This window comes from Rhodococcus sp. NPDC056516 (assembly GCF_042794655.1).
In the GTDB taxonomy this organism is placed as follows: domain Bacteria; phylum Actinomycetota; class Actinomycetes; order Mycobacteriales; family Mycobacteriaceae; genus Rhodococcus_F.
The window spans coordinates 54,128-71,542 of the sequence record NZ_JBHTTG010000001.1; the positions used below are offsets into that span (position 1 = coordinate 54,128).

Annotated in this window: 17 protein-coding genes and 1 pseudogene; 10 read left to right on the forward strand and 8 right to left on the reverse strand. The window is 64.3% G+C overall.

The window, feature by feature from the left end:
• Positions 1-17: 17 nt before the first annotated feature.
• The 6 genes from entS to ACFQ6Y_RS00230 all read left to right on the forward strand — a co-directional run bounded on the left by entS (position 18) and on the right by ACFQ6Y_RS00230 (position 8,055).
• A complete protein-coding gene (gene entS / locus ACFQ6Y_RS00205; RefSeq protein WP_378627534.1) occupies positions 18-1,340 on the forward strand; it encodes an enterobactin transporter EntS in 1,323 nt (440 codons plus the stop codon).
• Positions 1,340-2,959, forward strand: a complete 1,620-nt coding sequence (locus ACFQ6Y_RS00210) for a (2,3-dihydroxybenzoyl)adenylate synthase (RefSeq protein WP_378627538.1) — start codon at positions 1,340-1,342, stop codon at positions 2,957-2,959. The genes entS and ACFQ6Y_RS00210 overlap by 1 nt, the downstream gene beginning before the upstream one ends.
• Entirely contained in the window at positions 2,956-4,398 is a 1,443-nt protein-coding gene (locus ACFQ6Y_RS00215; protein ID WP_378627542.1) for a salicylate synthase, read from the forward strand. The genes ACFQ6Y_RS00210 and ACFQ6Y_RS00215 overlap by 4 nt, the downstream gene beginning before the upstream one ends.
• A 9-nt stretch (positions 4,399-4,407) precedes the next feature.
• Positions 4,408-6,273 (forward strand): SIP domain-containing protein, encoded by a 1,866-nt coding sequence (locus tag ACFQ6Y_RS00220; protein WP_378627547.1) that lies wholly within the window; start codon positions 4,408-4,410, stop codon positions 6,271-6,273.
• 68 nt (positions 6,274-6,341) lie between these two features.
• A complete protein-coding gene (locus ACFQ6Y_RS00225; RefSeq protein WP_378627550.1) occupies positions 6,342-7,007 on the forward strand; it encodes a HEAT repeat domain-containing protein in 666 nt (221 codons plus the stop codon).
• A 13-nt stretch (positions 7,008-7,020) separates the two neighbouring features.
• The gene (locus tag ACFQ6Y_RS00230; RefSeq protein WP_378627552.1) at positions 7,021-8,055 is read left to right on the forward strand and encodes a MerR family transcriptional regulator; all 1,035 of its coding nucleotides are present in this window, start codon (positions 7,021-7,023) and stop codon (positions 8,053-8,055) included.
• 43 nt (positions 8,056-8,098) lie between these two features.
• Here ACFQ6Y_RS00230 and ACFQ6Y_RS00235 read toward each other — a convergent pair whose 3' ends face one another.
• Positions 8,099-8,470 (reverse strand): SdpI family protein, encoded by a 372-nt coding sequence (locus ACFQ6Y_RS00235; RefSeq protein WP_378627554.1) that lies wholly within the window; start codon positions 8,468-8,470, stop codon positions 8,099-8,101.
• Between the two features lie 174 nt (positions 8,471-8,644).
• On the reverse strand, positions 8,645-8,986 hold the full coding sequence (locus ACFQ6Y_RS00240) for a VOC family protein (RefSeq protein ID WP_378541551.1): 342 nt from the start codon (positions 8,984-8,986) through the stop codon (positions 8,645-8,647).
• 139 nt (positions 8,987-9,125) lie between these two features.
• Between ACFQ6Y_RS00240 and ACFQ6Y_RS00245 the strand changes: the two genes are divergently transcribed.
• From ACFQ6Y_RS00245 to ACFQ6Y_RS00255, 3 genes and pseudogenes are all read left to right on the forward strand, one after another.
• Positions 9,126-9,602 carry a hypothetical protein gene (locus ACFQ6Y_RS00245; RefSeq protein ID WP_378627556.1) on the forward strand — a complete coding sequence of 159 codons (477 nt, stop codon included), beginning with the start codon at positions 9,126-9,128 and terminating at the stop codon, positions 9,600-9,602.
• A gap of 133 nt (positions 9,603-9,735) precedes the next feature.
• Positions 9,736-9,894, forward strand: a pseudogene (locus tag ACFQ6Y_RS00250) (mini-circle protein); the annotation flags it as partial.
• A 79-nt stretch (positions 9,895-9,973) separates the two neighbouring features.
• The gene (locus ACFQ6Y_RS00255; RefSeq protein ID WP_370852753.1) at positions 9,974-10,066 is read left to right on the forward strand and encodes a DUF664 domain-containing protein; all 93 of its coding nucleotides are present in this window, start codon (positions 9,974-9,976) and stop codon (positions 10,064-10,066) included.
• Between the two features lie 62 nt (positions 10,067-10,128).
• On the opposite strand, the gene ACFQ6Y_RS00260 is transcribed toward ACFQ6Y_RS00255, so the two are convergent.
• From ACFQ6Y_RS00260 to ACFQ6Y_RS00280, 5 genes are all read right to left on the reverse strand, one after another.
• Positions 10,129-10,590, reverse strand: a complete 462-nt coding sequence (locus ACFQ6Y_RS00260) for a DUF6389 family protein (protein WP_378627559.1) — start codon at positions 10,588-10,590, stop codon at positions 10,129-10,131.
• Positions 10,591-10,609: 19 nt separating this feature from the next.
• Entirely contained in the window at positions 10,610-11,326 is a 717-nt protein-coding gene (locus ACFQ6Y_RS00265) for an NUDIX domain-containing protein (protein ID WP_378627561.1), read from the reverse strand.
• A gap of 160 nt (positions 11,327-11,486) precedes the next feature.
• Complete coding sequence (dmpG, locus tag ACFQ6Y_RS00270; protein ID WP_378530352.1) at positions 11,487-12,515, reverse strand: 4-hydroxy-2-oxovalerate aldolase; 1,029 nt, start codon at positions 12,513-12,515, stop codon at positions 11,487-11,489.
• Complete coding sequence (locus ACFQ6Y_RS00275; RefSeq protein ID WP_003943168.1) at positions 12,512-13,456, reverse strand: acetaldehyde dehydrogenase (acetylating); 945 nt, start codon at positions 13,454-13,456, stop codon at positions 12,512-12,514. Before ACFQ6Y_RS00275 ends, dmpG begins: the two co-directional genes overlap by 4 nt.
• The gene (locus ACFQ6Y_RS00280; protein ID WP_378627564.1) at positions 13,453-14,280 is read right to left on the reverse strand and encodes a 2-keto-4-pentenoate hydratase; all 828 of its coding nucleotides are present in this window, start codon (positions 14,278-14,280) and stop codon (positions 13,453-13,455) included. The genes ACFQ6Y_RS00275 and ACFQ6Y_RS00280 overlap by 4 nt, the downstream gene beginning before the upstream one ends.
• A gap of 69 nt (positions 14,281-14,349) precedes the next feature.
• Between ACFQ6Y_RS00280 and ACFQ6Y_RS00285 the strand changes: the two genes are divergently transcribed.
• Complete coding sequence (locus tag ACFQ6Y_RS00285) at positions 14,350-15,111, forward strand: IclR family transcriptional regulator (RefSeq protein ID WP_378448369.1); 762 nt, start codon at positions 14,350-14,352, stop codon at positions 15,109-15,111.
• Here ACFQ6Y_RS00285 and helR read toward each other — a convergent pair.
• Positions 15,073-17,295 (reverse strand): RNA polymerase recycling motor ATPase HelR, encoded by a 2,223-nt coding sequence (gene helR / locus ACFQ6Y_RS00290; protein WP_378627571.1) that lies wholly within the window; start codon positions 17,293-17,295, stop codon positions 15,073-15,075. The genes ACFQ6Y_RS00285 and helR overlap by 39 nt on opposite strands.
• Positions 17,296-17,415: the final 120 nt, after the last annotated feature.

Below are 17,415 nucleotides of genomic sequence, written 5' to 3' on the forward strand. Positions count from 1 at the left end.
GCCAGGGAGGAAACACCATGAGCGGCAAGGCTCTACTGCTGGACCTGTCGCCACTGCGCGAGAGCCCACCGTTCCGGAGCATCGTCATCGCACGCACCATCGCGGTGTTCGGAATCGGCATGCTGATCGTCGCAGTGCCCGTGCAGATCTTCGCGTTGACCGGATCGACGGCACACGTCGGATTCGCGTCGACGGTCACGGGCGTCGCCACCCTGGTCGGTCTGCTCACCGGGGGCGTACTCGCCGACCGGTACGACAGACGACGACTGATCGTATGGACCCGAACATTGTGCGGCTTGGCGTTTGTCGGGCTGGCGCTCAACGCGGCGTCGGCGGACCCGAGTGTATGGGCTATCTACGCACTCGGCGCCGTCGACGGCGCGATCGGCGCGATCAGCATCACCGCGCTCCTCGCCGTGACTCCGGCTCTGATCCCGGAGAACTCGTTCGCCGCGGCCGGAGCCATCAACGCACTCACCGTCCAGCTCGGCATGATGGCGGCCCCCGCGCTCGGTGGCGTGGTAATCGCCACCGGTGGGGTGACCTGGAACTACTGGGCTGCCGCAGCAGGCACCCTGCTCACTGTTCCACTTCTGGCGACTCTGCCGGAATTGCGGCCGGACGAGACGGACGAGGAGTCGCCGTGGGCGTCCCTCACCGGAGGGTTCCGGTTCGCGTTGAGCCGGAACATCGTTCGGTCGGTTCTCATCGTCGGAACCATCGCTTTGCTCGGCGGCGGCGTCGGGGTACTGATCCCGGCCTTCGTGGAGCAACGCTTCGACGGAGATCCGCGCACCGCCGGCCTGCTGTATTCGGCCACCGCAGTCGGGGCGGCCCTGGGATCGGTGGCCAGCGGGTGGATCAGCAGGGTGCGGCGCAAAGGCTACGTCCTCGTACTCGCGCTCGCGGCCAGTTTCCTGGCGCTCGCCGGAGTCGGACTGGCACCGATGGTCTGGGTAGCGCTCGTCCTGTTGGCCGTGGCCGGGGCATTCGGTGCCGTTCAGGAGATCGTGGCGTACACCGTGATCCAGACCAACACGCCGGACCGGCTGCTCGGCCGCGCGAACAGTCTGTGGAGCGCACAGAACGTATTCGGACTGTCCGTGGGGTCGGCGGTCGCAGGTTTGATCGGCACCGTGTTCGTCGCCTCCACCGCCTTGATCGTGTACGGCGTCATCATGGTGTCTCTGTCCGTACTCGCACTGATCTCGTTGGCGTCACTACGTGACTACGTGGACCACGCTGTCGACAACATGGTCGGCAACATTGTCGACAGCAGCTCGCCGGGCGTCACACCCGAGCATTCCGGCACAGAATCACTCGAACGCGAGGAACTATGATGACCGCAGAGCTCTCCACGAACATCGACGTCGTACCGTTTTCCGTCGAGCGGGCCCAACGGTACGCCGACGCCGGCTTATGGCGTGGACGTGCCATACCCACGGAATTCGACACTTGGGTTGCCGACCATTCACGTCGCCGAGCCGTCGTCGGTAGCGATGGGGCATTGTCCTATTCCGAGTTGGGAATCCGGGTACGTGCCACCGCTGCCGGCTTCGCCGAACGCGGCGTCAGTGCTGGGGATCGGGTGATTGTTCAACTGCCCAACACACCCTCGTTCGTCGTGGTGCTCTTCGCCTTGCTCGAATGCGGCGCCGTTCCGGTGTTGACCCTGCCCGCCCATCGTGCCCGAGAGATCGTGCACCTCGCCGGCCTGTCCGAGGCGACGGCATACGTGATCGCCGACAGCGACGGGGGTTTCGACTACCGCGACCTCGCCCGTGAGGTCGTCGGGTCAGTTCCTAGTGTGACAACGGTATTCGTCGACGGTGACGCAGCGGAATTCACCTCACTCGCAGATGTTCACGCCGAGCGCCGCGCCTTCGATCGGGCCGATTCACGGGACGTCGCGGTGCTGCTGGTGTCCGGCGGAACCACCGGATTGCCGAAGCTGATTCCCCGCACACACGACGACTACGCGTACAACGCCCGAGCCAGCGCGCAGATATGTGAACTCACCGCAGACGACGTGTATCTCGCGGTCCTTCCCGCGGCTCACAATTTCCCCCTTGCCTGCCCCGGCATTCTCGGTGCGTTCGGTGTCGGCGCCGCCGTGGTCCTGACGCGCGATCCCAGCCCGGACCACACGTTCGGACTGATCGAACAGCACGGCGTCACCGTGACCGCTCTCGTACCGAGTCTGACCCATTTATGGTGTGAAGCAACCGAATGGGAGAGTGCAGATCTCTCCAGCCTTCGGTTGCTGCAGGTCGGGGGAGCCAAGCTCACCCCGGAGGTCGCCAAACTCGTCCGGCCCGCCCTCGGATGCACCCTGCAGCAGGTGTTCGGCATGGCCGAAGGATTGCTGAACTACACGCGCCTCGACGACACCGACGATCTGGTGCTGACCACGCAGGGCCGTCCTCTCTCCGAACTCGACGAGATCCGGATCGTCGACGAGGCCGGTGACGATGTCCTACCGGGCGAGGTGGGGGAACTCCTCACCCGTGGGCCTTACACCATCAACGGCTATTACCGTGCCGCCGAACATAATCGGACCGCGATCACCGCCGACGGGTTCTACCGAAGTGGCGACCAGGTCCGCATGCTCGCGACCGGCCACCTGATCGTCACCGGCCGGATCAAAGACGTCATCACCCGGGGCGGCGAAAATGTCGCCGCAGACGCTCTCGAAGACCTGTTGCTCACCCACCCGGCGGTGTCCAGGGTCGCGGTGGTCGGCATCCCGGACCGTGATCTCGGAGAGAGCGTGTGCGCGGTGATCGTCACCCGCACAACCGAACCCACACTGGGGGAGTTGCGATCCTTCCTCGTCGGTCTCGGATGCGCCGCAAACACCCTTCCCGATCGTGTGGTCACTCGCCCGTCGCTGCCGATGACCGCAGTCGGGAAGATCGACAAGAACGCGTTGGTCGCTGCCGTCGGGAGCCGTTCGTGACATCATCGACCGTCGACGATCTCGACACCGATCTCGATCCTTCCCGTCTTACGGCAGGGAACCTACTCGACCGAGACCTCGCCAAGGTCGTCGCCTTTGCCGAATCCGGCCTGTTCGAGGAATACGTGGTCTACGAGAACCACGGGGACTGGGTGATCGCGGCAGGCATTCTCGGCTCCGTGGTGATGACAGGCCGGACCGTGACCACCACCTGGGACGGCGTCGACAGCGTGTCCGATTGGTCGGACGACCCGGCGCTCGCGCTGCAGGACTCCCTCGCGGCGCTCCCGGTTCAGCACTGGAATGCCTACGGCTGGGTGAGTTTCGAGTTCTCGGCGTACACCCATTGTGTGCCGGCCGGCCGGCCGCTGGGCGAGTCCACCCTGGCGCACCTGATCATCCCGCGCGTCGAAATCACCTTCGGCCGATCCCTGGGCGACGACATCGTCGTGACCGGCGGTACGCCCGCCGACGCGGCCGCGCTCACCGACGTCCTCCGGCGTGTCACCGCCGTGGTACCACCTTCGTCAGGTGCCGTCGACGTCTTCACCGACACCGATAGCTACCGAGAACGCGCCGCCGCGGCGATCGACGAAGTGCGTCGTGGCGACTACACGAAAGTCATTCTCTCCCGGACTGTTCCGGTCACTTTCGACGTCGACCTGCCCAATACCTACCGTGTCGGGCGACTCGCCAACACGCCGGCCCGCTCCTTTCTGCTGAACCTCGGAGACATCGCAGCGGCAGGATTCAGCCCCGAACTCGTCGTCGCCGTCGACGGCCGGAGAGGCGTCTCGGCCGAACCGCTCGCCGGGACCCGTGCCCTCGGTGTGGGACCGGAGGCGGACGCGGCAGCACGCAATGATCTGGAGGAGGACCCGAAAGAGATTGCCGAACATGCAGTATCGGTCCGCACCGCGTTCCGGGAGGTCGCCTCCGTCTCTACCAGCGACTCGACCACGGTCACCGACTTCATGAGTGTTCGTGAACGTGGCAGTGTGCAGCACCTCGCCTCGACCGTGCGCGGCCTGTTGCGCGACGACCTCTCACCCTGGGATGCGTTCGCGGCCGTCTTTCCCGCCGTCACCGCGTCGGGAATCCCTAAACGCGAGTCGATCGACGCGATCGCACGTCTCGACAACGGCGAACGCGGCCTGTACTCGGGGGCGGTGGTTCGCGCCTCGTCGACCGGGACGCTTGAAGCCGCCCTCGTTCTCCGGGCCGTCTACCAGCAGCAAGGACGCACGTGGTTGCGTGCCGGGGCAGGGATTGTCGCGCAGTCCACTCCGGACCGAGAGTTCGACGAGACCTGTGAGAAGCTCACGAGCGTTGCACCGTATCTGATTCGGCGGCAGCATCCCAGTGCTGTCGAAGTGAGCGGCACCGAAGTGAGCGGCGCCGACGCATTCGATGTAAGCGCATTCGACGTAGAAGGGTAATAGCGACACATGGCCAGATCCCACCGGCAACAGTTGGTGCACCCCGAGGTGATCCGGCGTGCCACGGTCGTCGAGACGTCCGACATCGACGCCGGGATGCGACGCATCGTCCTGCGCGGCCCGGAACTTGTCGCGTTCGAGAAGGACGGGTTCGAGTTCCCGGCGCTGTGCAGTTCCGGATTCGACGACTTCGTGAGACTGTTCTTTCCCACCGAGTCCGGCGAAGTGGTGCTTCCGCAGCAGCGCGCACGCACGGTCGAGTGGCCACGCGACCCCAAGCCCGTCACCCGCAACTACACCGTGCGCAAGTTCGATCCCACTGCCGCCGAGTTGACTCTCGATTTTGTCACCCACGAGACCGGAATCGCGTCCACCTGGGGACGACGGTGCCTGCCGGGCGACTCCATCGACCTCCTTGGTCCGGTTCGTTCGGGGCGTGCGCCGGAGGATGTGGACTGGGTACTCGTCGTCGGAGACGAAACTGCGATACCGGCAATCGCGCGTTGGCTCGAAGAGATGCCCGCCGGTCTGGACGCTCGAGTCGTTGTCGAGGTCACTTCAGCCGAGCACACTCTCGATCTGCCCAGCGCGGCTTCGGTCTCGCTCACTCGGGTAGGCCGAGACGACAGTCCGGCCGGTGAACTGTCAGCGCTCGAGCAGGCCGTGCGCTCCGTACCGTGGCGTGACGGCGCCGTGTTCGCCTGGGTAGCCGGAGAATCCACCTCGCTCAAGGGGATTCGTCGGTATCTGCGTGAAGAGCGTCAGTTGCCGGCGGAGATGGTGGACATCACCGGCTATTGGCGACGTGCCGAGGTCGTCACTCTCGCCGACGATCCCGCCGTGCCCGATCTCGCGGCCGCGACGACCGAACCGTTCGACAAGCTCGCCGAGCGGGCAGAGATCGTCTCCCCGTTCGCGATCAGGGCGGCAAACACTCTGCGTATTCCTCACCACGTTGCCGAAGGTGCCGACAATCTGGGCGAGTTGGCCTCTCGCACCGGAACCGACTCTCGAGCCTTGGCGAAGTTCGTCCGCTACTTGATCGCCACCGAGGTTCTGGCCCGGGGACCAGGGGAGACGCTGACCCTCGGCGAAGTGGGTGAGGCGATGCTGGGCGACGAGTGGGTCTCGAACTGGCTCGACCTCGAGGGAATCGAGGCACGGGTCGAGTTGTCCATCACCGGGTTGGTCGGCGCCGTTCGATCCGGAACGGCCGCGATCAGTGCCGTTACCGGCCGCACTCTCGACGAAGACTTGGACGCCCATCCACTGCTGGCCGACAAGCATCACCATCACATCGCCGACGAGGCAGCATTTCTGGGATCGGCCCTCGCAGCCGAATATCCCCTCAGCGACGTCACGCGCATCCTGGTCGCGGGTAGCGGTTCCGGAGTCGTGATGAACGCCGTGCTCGGTGCCGAACAGCACCTCGCGGCAACGGTCCTCGGTTTGCCCAGTGAACTCGAACGGATCGACAAGGACGTCGACCCCGCGGTGTCGGACCGGATCAGCCATCTGACGCAGAGTGTTCTCGCGCCGGTGACTGCCCACCCGTTCGACGCGTATCTCCTTCTCGAAGCGACCGGGCGTCTTCCGGACAATGACCTGAGCCTGCTGCTCCGTACAGCCAGCGATGCCGTTGTGCCCGGTGGCAAGATCATCGTTGTCGAGCGGTTGCTCGACGAAGGTGCCGCCGGAACCTCGATCAGTGAGGACGCTGCCGAATTCGACCTGCTGATGCTCTGTATGCACGGCACCGGAATACGTACCGCATCCGAGTTCGCAGCTGTCGCGGAAGATGCAGGTCTGGTCGTGTCTGCATCACGACTCGTCGGCTGGGGAATCGCAGTTCTGGACCTGCGCCGCCAGCTCTGAACTTGGCTGCGACCTTCGCCGGCTTGACCTTGACACAGTGACAAGGACTCCAATGGTCGACGAAGGAGGTGGTTGTCGTGAACACAACCAACCACGGTGGGCAGAATGCTCACCTCGTCGACGCATTGGCCGCAGCTGATTCCTCGGTTCGGCTGCGCGCCGCGCTAGCCGCCGGCACACGCCCGGACCCTGAGCTGACGGTTGCCCTGGTCGACCGGTGTGCCGTCGAGCCGGATTTCTTCGTCCGCGACATGCTGACCTGGGCGTTGTGCCGCCTGCCGGCCGAAATCACGGTGCCGAGGTTGATCTGTGAGCTCGGGTCCGATGGTTCGCAAGCCCGCAGTCAGGCGCTCCACACCTTGTCCAAGATCGGCGATCCGATCGCTTGGCCCGCGGTCTCTGCGGTGGTTCACGACCAGGACGACGAGGTCGTGCGCAGTGCGTGGCGTGCGGCTGTGGCCCTCGTGCCGTCAGGAGGCGAGGGGGCGCTCGCGGCCGAGTTGGCCACCGAACTCGGGCGGGGCGAACTCCAGATGCAGCTCAGTCTCAGTCGAGCTCTGACAGGACTCGGCGAGGCTGTACTCCCGGTGCTCGACGCGGCCGGTGCAAGCCTGAATCCGCGTCTTCGGGCGCATGCTGATGCTACAAAGCAACTCTGGCACGACCCCGACGGTGGGTTCGCTCTCTCACACGAGTTGGCGAAGCGCGTCGCGGCAATCGGCCCGGACGGGTAGGAAGGGGAGACGGATGTTGATCGGCGAGGTCTCGCGGCGTTGTGGTGTCAGCACACGGATGCTGCGTCACTACGACACGTTGGGACTGGTGAAGCCGACGGGCCGCACGTCCGGCGGTTACCGCGAGTACTCCGCCGATGACATCCGTCGACTCTTCCACGTCGAGAGCCTGAGGACGTTGGGGCTTTCGCTGAACGAGGCCAAGCGTGCATTGGACGAGCCCGACTTCGCCCCGGCCGATTTGGTGGGTGAACTCATGCAACACACTCGGCAACGGATCGCGGCGGAGGAAGAATTGCTGACCAAACTCGAAAGGGTCGACGCCTCCGCCCCTTCGGAGTGGGACGACGTCCTGCGCATGGTTTCACTGTTGCGTGCACTCGAATCCGAGTTCGCTGCCCACCGTCAGCAAGCGATCCTGTCGCAGGAGCTGAATGCAGCGTTGCCCGTCGACGCACTCGTCGAGGCCATCCTGTCGGAGAAGGATGCCAACGTGGCCGGAGCGTTGCAATGGGCGTTGGCGAGGACTGAAGGTGCGGGCCTTGCAGCTCTCGCGAAGGGTCTCGAATCGGAGGACGTCCAGGTTCGGCGTCGCGCGATGTCCGCCATCTCCGGGATCCACACCGAGGAGGCAACTCGGTGTTTGAAGCGAGCTCTCGATGATTCGGACGGGATAGTCCGCGCCGACTCCGCTCTCACCCTCGGAACTCGCGGAGAATCCATCTCGATGCCCGCTCTTCTCGAGATGGTCGCCGACGGGCGACGCGACGTCGAGGCCGGCGAGGTGCTGGGCCTTCTGGCGGAGCGCTCACCCGCGAGCGGCGAAGTCGTCGCAGCAGTGCAGGACAGGCTCGACAACACCGCCGACGCGCCGACTCGGCTGCGAATCACTCAGGCGCTCGCCGAGATTCCCGGCGCGGCAGCACACGAAGCACTCGCCCGGCTCACCCACGACGACGACAAGACGGTCGCGTCAACGGCAGCCGCGATCCTCGAGATGCGGGACCGTGGACCACGTCGGCGCGAACGACCGCGCATCGGGAACTGAAATCGGAGAACGAGGACACGTCTGACAACTGCGGCCCAGGCTGTCAACGCCGCAACGATTTTGCTGCGGCGTTGCCCTTCAACGCCGCACAGAGCAGGACGACGAGCACTGCTAGAAACACGACCGTTGAAGTGACAGCTGACACCACAGATCCGAAACCCGTCACGACACCGATCGCGACCTGCGTGCAGAGTCCCACTACGGCTGTCCACACCGTCCGGCGCAGAAGCGGCCGCGCAATCCGATGGGCCAATTGCCACGCCTCGGGGCTCGAGATCGTTGCCCTCGTGCGTATGCCGACAACGGGATTCGGTTCATCACCGACGACTCGCGGAAGAAGCCCGGCAACGAAGGCGAGAATAAGCGTCGACGACGACAGTGAGGCCGTCAGACCCAGCAAATCAGGCGATCCCATCCGTCCAGCCCCCTGTCGGCAGATTTTGACACAGCGGACATTCCAGTCTGGGGTGCCGCTGGGACACATCCGACTGTATGCGAACGAATGCATATACGGCTGTGTGGGTGAGGTACTTTCAAGCTTTGCCGAATGAGCAGTGGACTCGATCTCGGACTGGTTGTCAGACAGACCCTAATGCGGATCACCCACGCAGAAAAGGTTTCCCGCCGGATCCGCCAACACGTCCCAAATTGATCCGCCCGACTCATGGCGCTCGACGTGGGCTGCTCCTGCCGCGACGAAGGTCGCGACGACCTGGTCCCGCGGAGGATCCTGCGGTTCGAGGTCGAAGTCGAGGTGAACCGTATTCCTTTGGCTGCGAGCCTGATCGATCCGTTGGAAACCGAGAGTGAGTGGGAGGTCCGGGGCCGTCACCGTCAGGAAATCTTCGTCACCATCGATACTCGCCTCGCTGAATCGCTCCGACCACCAGGTGGCAAGTGATCGGGCATCCGTTGCATCGAACGTAACCATGGCCAATCGCACCATCGCACACCAACCTCTTTACATGTGACTGCCTTTCGATCGATCTTAGGCAAAGCCCTGCACCTGATGCGCACCCGCTGCGCGGTGATCAACGGATATGGTTTCTCACGTGGTGGATCAACGGCGAATGAGTTTGCGACGCAGGTACCTGAGCCTCGGTCTTGGCGAACTGGCCGCCGCGGGAGTGTTTGCCGCTGTGGCTGTCAGCGTCGTGGTGCCTCGGCTCGAAGGTCCGCACGACTCCGCGGCGCTGTGGTCGGCGCTGGCCCCACTGCTCGTGGTTCTCGTGCAAGCGGGTGTCTATTGGCTGCTTGCCCGAGGCTGGGTCGAGCAGGCGCCGATGCCGGCCCGCCTCGCGGCGCTCTACCGTGTGTTTCGGGTCCTCGACATTGTGGTCTTGGCGGTCGGTCTCCTCGGCGTGCTCATTTGGCTACCAGATCATTTCGTCACTGCGGCGGTCATCATGGTGGTGTGGGCTTTCGGCGTCGTCGAATACGTCAATTACTTCGTGGCCCGTCTCGCTTATCCGCTGCGGCGGTGGCCGTTCGAGGTCGGCAAGTGGCGGACACCTCAACTTGTGCGCGACCTGCATTCGGCGCGGTGATACCGGCAGTAAAGCCGGCCTTTGCCGCAACGGCAAAATTTGATGCGGGATCGGCGTGAGTTCGGAAGGATCGGTACTGCCTAGCCAGGAATGAAGCCTCTTCGTCGTTCTTCACCGAGGAAGGAGATCCACCATGGCACCGTCGCGTCGGAGCCGCCGTGATGTCCCACCACCCCGGACAGGGAATAGCGAGACCGATACGCTGCGCGCGTTTCTCGACTACCTGCGTGATTCGATCGCTGCCAAGGTTGAAGGTGCTCCGGACCCTCAGGTGCGCACCACAATTGTTCGGTCGGGAACAACCTTGCTCGGGCTGGTCAATCATTTGACCTTTGTCGAACGATCGATGTTTCTCGCCGAAAACGTGACTGATTGGAAAGCGACGTTTCAGCGAAGAGACCGGACGCCATGCCGGGCACGCTGACATCCTCCGCGAGCTGATCGACGGTTCGACCGGTCGGTGACATCGCAACATCGATCACAACAGTGGTTCGAAGTCGTCCATCTCGCCGACAGCTTCCGCGCTTCATCGAGGTGAATGTCCACGACTGAAATCGGGGCCTACAGTAATCGGGTCGGTTGCTCCGTCGGGGGTTGTTACTTCCCAGTGCAGTTCGGATGCAGTCGGGGGAACGAGCGCGCCGATCCACTCGGCGACGACACCGACGATAACTTCGTCGAGTTCCGTGCGTGACCACTCTCGCGGACGAGTGGGAACCGGTGGCTCCCAGCCTTCCTCACCCCAGATCACGCCGAAAAGCTCCCGCTCGTCGCCGATCTGCTGATTCAAACTGAACGCATCAGGATCGTCGAATCGCGCCCAGACGCCGAAAGTGCCCTCGCCGTCCTGGTCCACGGAGACGTCGATGACAATGCCTTCGGTATGTGCTGTCGCCGCGGCGCGCATCGCCGCCAGCCGGCTTTCGACTACCGACGATGCGGTGTCGAGGACAGACCTCAGCGCGTCACGGTACTCGGCAGGTTCCATCGGCACAGGATATAGAATTTCAGGCAATCGACGTCGAAGTCAGTGCCCCCGACATGGCAGCCCATTGAAGAAGAATGACGGTCTTACCGTCGACGATCTCTCCGCCGGCGACCATGTCGAGTGCCGTGTCGAACGGCAACTCCAGGACTTCGATGTCCTCGCCTTCGTCTGGCACCCCGCCGCCGCTGCCGGTTCTGTCCGCCGGACTGTATCGAGCGGCGTAGAAATGCACTCTCTCGGTGACGGATCCGGGGCTCATGTACAGATCGAACAGATGCTGCACCTCACCGATCGCGACCCCAAGCTCCTCGCTCGTCTCTCGCCGAATGGCTACTTCCGGGGTGTCGTCGTCGAGCAAACCGGCTGCGGTCTCGATCAACATTCCGTCGGGGTGTGCGTTGACGTAAGCGGGAAAGCGGAATTGCTTCGTCAGCAGGACGGTGCGCCGTTCGGGGTCGTACAGCAAGATCGTCGCGCCGTTCCCGCGGTCGTAGGTTTCACGTTGCTGCGTCTCGCGAGTCCCGTCCCGTCGCCGATACGTGAAGGTGCTGCGACGCAACACATGCCAACCGTCTGAGGTGACCTCGACTCGTTCGACTTCGACATCAGGATTACCGTGCAGCCCGAAGCCTGTTCGGTCGAGGCCGGTGCGACCCCGGCTGTCCGGTATGTCGACGCCGACACAACCCTCGGTTGAAGTTGGGTGTACCAGCGGGTCGCAGTCGGGTTCGGTCATGTCATTCACCGTAGCGAAGATCGGCCCCTCGCCGTTATTGGGCAACAACAGTTTCAGAGGTTGAGCGCTGTAATGACAGAACCTCTCAGCCCAACTGAGAAGTCCCGCCCCCGTCCGGAGACGTGAGCGGGACTCGGGTATCAGCGAATTCGGCAGCGCGTCAGACAGCTTCCTTGCTCGCCTGCGCAGCAAGGGTGAGCGCGATATCGACGATCATGTCCTCCTGGCCACCCACCAGACGGCGGCGTCCGGCTTCGAGCAGCAGTGTGCGAACGTCGATTCCGTAGCGCTCCGACGCAGCCTCAGCGTGGCGCAGGAAGCTCGAGTACACGCCTGCGTAGCCCAGTGTGAGGGTCTCTCGATCGACGCGGACCGGTCGGTCCTGCAGTGGACGGACGATGTCGTCGGCAGCATCTTGCAAGGCGAACAGGTCGCAGCCGTGCTCCCACTCCTCGATGTTCGCAACGGCGATGAATGCTTCGAGGGGGCAGTTGCCGGCTCCGGCACCGTGTCCGGCCAAGGAAGCGTCGACGCGCGTGACGCCGTTCTGCACGGCCACAACAGAATTGGCGACCGAGAGTGAAAGGTTCTCGTGGGCGTGGATACCGATTTCGGTGCCCTCGTCGAGAATATCGCGGTATGCGCGAACACGATCCGCGACGTCGTTCATCACCAGGCGTCCACCCGAGTCGGTGACGTAGACGCAGTGCGCGCCATACGATTCCATCAACTTGGCCTGCTTCGCCAACTCCTCGGCCGGTGCCATGTGGCTCATCATCAGGAAGCCCGAGACGTCCATGCCGATCTCGCGGGCGGTCTCGATGTGCTGCGCGGAGACGTCGGCCTCGGTGCAGTGGGTGGCAACGCGAACGGAGCGGACACCCAGGTCGTAGGCGTGCTTGAGTTCACTGATCGTGCCGACGCCGGGCAGTAGCAGCGTGGTGAGGCGAGCGTGCTGCAGTACCTCGGCTGCTGCTTCGATCCATTCCCAGTCGGTGTTCGAGCCGGGGCCGTAGTTGAGCGAGCCGCCAGCGAGGCCGTCACCGTGCGCAACTTCGATCGCGTCGACGCCGGCAGCGTCGAGAGCTGTGACGATCCGCTTGACGTCGGTCGGCGAAATGCGGTGGCGAACAGCGTGCATGCCGTCGCGAAGGGTGACGTCCTGGACGAAGATCTTGCGGTTGCTCACTTGGTTGCTTCCTTCTGCTGGGCGATGCGCTCCGCGATCTGCATTCCGGCGGACGTCATGATGTCGAGATTGCCGGCGTACGCGGGCAGGTAGTGCGCAGCACCCTCGACCTCGAGGAATACCGACACCTGGTGGGTAGGGCGATTGCCGTCGACGAGCAACGTCTCGACCGGCTGGTCGGCCGGGATCTCGGTGATCTGGACTTCCTGCTTGAGGCGGTAGCCCGGGACGTATGCCGAGACGTCGCCGACCATTTTCTCGATCGACTGACGGATCTCGTCGTGGACAGCCGGATCCGGCGCGTCGACGAGGCAGAAGACCGTGTCGCGCATGATGAGCGGCGGCTCAGCGGGGTTGAGGATGATGATGGCCTTGCCGCGACGAGCGCCGCCGACTGCCACGATCGCCTCGGACGTGGTTTCGGTGAACTCGTCGATGTTGGCGCGCGTTCCGGGACCGGCCGACTTGGAGGCGATGGACGCGACGATCTCCGCGTACGCCACCGGAACCACCCGAGAAACAGCGGCAACCATCGGGATGGTGGCCTGGCCGCCACACGTCACCATGTTGACGTTGGGTGCGTCCAAGTGTTCGTCCGCGTTGACGGCCGGTACGACGTACGGTCCGATCGCGGCAGGCGTCAGGTCGATCATGCGCTTGCCGAGGGGAGCCAGCCGCGCGTTGTTGGCCACGTGAGCCTTTGCCGAGGTGGCGTCGAAGACGATCTCGATTTCGTCGAAGTTCGGCAGACCGACCAGGCCTTCGACGCCTTCTGCCGTGATCGGTACGTTCAGACGCGCCGCGCGAGCGAGGCCGTCCGACGCGGGGTCGATACCGACCATCGCGCCCATCTCCAGGTAATCGGAGTTACGCAGCACCTTGATCATCAGATCCGTGCCGATGTTGCCCGATCCGATGATCGCGACCTTGACCTTGCTCATGCGTTGTCCTCTTCGCTGGAAAAACTGGTGGTGACGGAACCGAGCCCGGAGACGGTCACGGTGACTTCGTTGCCTGCGGTGACCGGCGCCATGGGGCCGAGTGCGCCGGACAGGATCACCTGGCCTGCGGTCAGCGGCTGCCCCAACTCGCGCGCCGTGCGGGCGAGCCAGACGACGGCTTCGATCGGATCGCCCAGGCAGGCGGTTCCGACGCCGGTGGAGACCTCGGTGCCGTCGACGGACATCGACATGACGACGCCCGCGGGTTCCACCTCGTCGAGGGTGCGGCGTTCGGTTCCGAGGACGTAGACGCCCGAGGACGCATTGTCGGCGACCGTGTCACCGAACTTGATGTCCCACGACTCGATGCGGCTGTCGCAGATCTCGATCGCCGCGACGGCGTAGTCGATCGCGCCGCGGACCTGGGCGCTGTCCAGTGGCCCGTCCACAAGGTCGACGCCGAGCACGAAGGCCACTTCCGCTTCGACCTTGGGCTGGATCAAACGGCTCATGGGGATGACGCCGCCGGCCGGGAACTCCATGTCGGCGTACAGCACGCCGAGGTCGGGCTGGTCGACGCCGAGCTGCTGCTGGACTGCCACCGAGGTCAGGCCGATCTTGCGGCCTACGACCACGGCCCCGCCCTGCCGACGGATTTCGTCGACGCGACGCTGGACGGCGTAGGCGGCGACGAGGTCGTCGGCGCCGATCAGATCGCGCACTGGCGCGCAGGGAGTACCGCTCGCGATGGCGGCTGCGAGGCGGTCCGCAGCAGCTGCGATGTCGGTCTCGCTAGCTGTACTGGTATTCGTGGGCTGGCTCATGGCCACTACTTTCGCTGCGGCACCGAGATTGCGCCAGGGAACTGTCTCACTCAGCGATACGCTGGGGAGGTGACTGGCAGCGCAAACCTCGACACCGTGCTCGGCAAGGCGGTGACGATCCTGCGCGCCTTCCGGGCCGACGACCACGTGTTGCCTCTGGCCGCCCTGGTCCAGCGGACGGGCCTGCACAAGGCAACCGTGCACCGCCTGGCCAACGAACTGGTTGCGAACCGGTTACTCGACCGACTCGACGGTGGTTACCGACTCAGCGGTGGCCTCTTCGAACTCGGCATGCTCGCCTCTCTCGAACGGAGCCTTCTGGAGATGGCGATGCCGTTCCTCCAGGACTTGTACGAGCGGACCCACGAGACAGTCCACCTGGGGGTCCGTGACGGCCACGACGTCGTCTACGTCGCGAAGATCGGCGGCCATCGACAAGCCAACTCCCCTTCTCGGACCGGCGGCCGGATACCGCTGTACTGCACCGCAATCGGAAAGGCGCTCCTTGCGTTCTCCGACAACGAATTTCGCCGCGAAGTGTTGTCGGAACCGATGACGCGCCGAACCCCGCACACGATTGTCGCGCCCGGCATTCTCAACACCCAACTGAACAGAGTGGTCGAGACCGGCATTGCGTTCGAGCGCGAGGAATCGGCGCCGGGTCTTGCGTGTGTCGCGGCACCGGTCTTCGGAACCAATGACAAACCCGTCGCGGCCATCAGTGTCACCGGTCCCACCAGTCGCTTCGTCCCCGAGAGCCAGGTGTCCTACGTGCGCGCTGCTGCCGAAGGCCTACACAGCACGATCGCTCGTCGCGAACGATTGCGGTGACCTCGCCGTCCCGACCTGGGCGAGTCCGGTCAGGGCCTGCGGCAACGGACCCTCGTGCAAGACGCCCAGACGTTGAGTGGCGCGGGTGAGGGCGACATAGAGTTCCGACGCACCGCGCGGGCCGTCGGCAATGATCCGCTCCGGTTCCACGACAAGCACGGCATCGAACTCCAAACCCTTCGTTTCCGAAACCGGCACAGCGCCTGGCACATCCGCAGGTCCGATGACGATGCTCGTACCTTCGCGTCCGTCCTCGTCCTGATTGAATTCGTCGACGGCGGACGCCAGTTCGTCAGCGGAGATTCGCTTGGACCACGGTTGGACCCCGCAAGCGCGGACGGACTCGGGTGGTTGGACTCCCGGCGCGAACTCGGCGAGCAAGGCGGCGGCGACGCTCATGATCTCGGCCGGAGTGCGGTAGTTCACCGACAGTGATCGGTAGATCCAGCGACCGGGGACATACGGCTCCATCATCGTCGCCCACGAGCGGGCACCTGCGGGTGAACGACGTTGCGCGAGATCGCCTACCACCGTGAATGACCGGTCCGGGCAACGACGCATCAGGACCCGCCAGTCCATCTCGGACAGTTCTTGTGCCTCGTCGACGACGATATGCCGGTACGTCCAGTCTCTGTCTGCAGCAGCGCGTTCGGCGAGTTCTCGGGTGTCACGTTCGACGAAACGGTCTGCCAGGTCCTCGGCGTACAGCATGTCCTGGGCGAGAAGATGGTCCTCGTCGTCCATCAGGTCTTCGCGACTGATCATCATGTCCAGCACACCCGCCGCATACGCGGCCTCGTCCTGGCGTTCGCGTTCGGCGCTCTGATCCACAGGCTTGTCCCGGCCGAGCATGTCCACCAATTCGTCGAGAAGCGGAACGTCGGACACCGTCCAGGCATCGCCATCTCGGCGCAACAGTCTCTCGTCCGCACCTGCCGCCCGTAGGCGTTCCGGAGAAGTAAACAGCTGTGTCAGTAGCTCTTTCGGTGTCAGGATCGGCCAGAGTGCGTCGAGCGCTGCGGCAAACGCGTCATTCTCCGCCAACTCTGCGGTCAGATCTGCGCGCACTTGCTCCCACGCTTCACGGTCACTGCGGGTCAACCATCCCTTTCCGATGCGCGCTATCGCCCGTTCGGTCAGTGCCCAGGTGAGGATTTCGGTGAACACCGTGCGAGCGTCGTTGTGGGGGAGCTTGCTGGCGCGGGCTTCTTCTCGGGCCCACTCCGCGGTTTCGGCGTCGATCCGCACTGTGACGTCCGCCAGTTCGATCGACAGCGGGCTCTCGGGCAGTCGCTGATGATCGGCGATCGCCGCGCTGAGCACATTCAGGATCTTCAGTGAACCCTTGAGTTCAGCGGCGCCCGGGATGTCCTCGGCGGTGACGCGTAGGCCGGGGACAAGATCACCGGTGGTCATGAAGACCACGTCGGACTCGCCCAGTGAGGGCAGTACGCGGCCGATGTGGTTCAAGAACGCCGGGTTGGGCCCGACCACGAGAACTCCGTGACGTTCCATACGTTCTCGCTGCGTGTAGAGAAGGTAGGCGACGCGGTGCAAGGCGACGACGGTCTTCCCGGTGCCCGGGCCACCTTCGATCACCAACACTCCAGGGTGCTCGAGACGGACGATGTCGTCCTGCTCGGCCTGGATCGTGGCCACGATGTCCCGCATGCCCTCACCTCGCGGTGCGTTGACCGCCGCGAGCAGGGCGGAGTCCCCGCGTGCGTCGCGTTCACCACCCTCGGGGCGCCCGAGTACCTCGTCGGTGAAATCGACCACGCGTCGACTCCGTGTGTGGAACTGACGGCGTCGACGCATGTTCTCCGGGTTTGCAGCGGTGGCGACGTAGAACGGGCGAGATGCCGGCGCCCGCCAATCGAGCAGAACCGGTTCGTAGTCGTTGTCCGCGTCCAGAAGGCCGATTCGCCCGATGTACGAAGTCTCACCCGACAGTGAGTCCAACCGGCCGAAACACAGTCCGTTGTCGGCTACATCCAGCCTTTTCACCTCTTTGGCAAGCGCGCGTACCTCTGCATCGCGTTCCATGAGTGCTTGGCCGTCTCCGCGCAGAGCGGTGCTGTACCGACCCTTGACTCGGGCCCGTTCGACGTCGAGTCGCGCGTAGAGCGCCTCCACATAGTTCCGCTCGGATTGCAGTTCGTCTTCGTATCCCTGGATTGGCACATGCCCTCACTTCCGCTGGCTGTTCCGATCCGGTAGTCGGTCGTACGGGATCGGAAGAGCCATTCTGCGGCACTGCCCGGGCCTTGCCGCAAGCCCCCCGGTGGGCTATATATTGGTAGT

What these genes read in the sequence shown, in the direction of transcription:
- entS (WP_378627534.1), top strand. Translation starts at nt 18, where the DNA reads ATGAGCGGCAAGGCTCTACTGCTGGACCTGTCGCCACTGCGCGAGAGC.
- ACFQ6Y_RS00210 (WP_378627538.1), top strand. Translation starts at nt 1,340, where the DNA reads ATGACCGCAGAGCTCTCCACGAACATCGACGTCGTACCGTTTTCCGTC.
- ACFQ6Y_RS00220 (WP_378627547.1), top strand. Translation starts at nt 4,408, where the DNA reads ATGGCCAGATCCCACCGGCAACAGTTGGTGCACCCCGAGGTGATCCGG.
- ACFQ6Y_RS00230 (WP_378627552.1), top strand. Translation starts at nt 7,021, where the DNA reads ATGTTGATCGGCGAGGTCTCGCGGCGTTGTGGTGTCAGCACACGGATG.
- ACFQ6Y_RS00235 (WP_378627554.1), bottom strand. Translation starts at nt 8,470, where the DNA reads ATGGGATCGCCTGATTTGCTGGGTCTGACGGCCTCACTGTCGTCGTCG.
- ACFQ6Y_RS00240 (WP_378541551.1), bottom strand. Translation starts at nt 8,986, where the DNA reads ATGGTTACGTTCGATGCAACGGATGCCCGATCACTTGCCACCTGGTGG.
- ACFQ6Y_RS00245 (WP_378627556.1), top strand. Translation starts at nt 9,126, where the DNA reads ATGAGTTTGCGACGCAGGTACCTGAGCCTCGGTCTTGGCGAACTGGCC.
- ACFQ6Y_RS00260 (WP_378627559.1), bottom strand. Translation starts at nt 10,590, where the DNA reads ATGGAACCTGCCGAGTACCGTGACGCGCTGAGGTCTGTCCTCGACACC.
- ACFQ6Y_RS00265 (WP_378627561.1), bottom strand. Translation starts at nt 11,326, where the DNA reads ATGACCGAACCCGACTGCGACCCGCTGGTACACCCAACTTCAACCGAG.
- ACFQ6Y_RS00275 (WP_003943168.1), bottom strand. Translation starts at nt 13,456, where the DNA reads ATGAGCAAGGTCAAGGTCGCGATCATCGGATCGGGCAACATCGGCACG.
- ACFQ6Y_RS00280 (WP_378627564.1), bottom strand. Translation starts at nt 14,280, where the DNA reads ATGAGCCAGCCCACGAATACCAGTACAGCTAGCGAGACCGACATCGCA.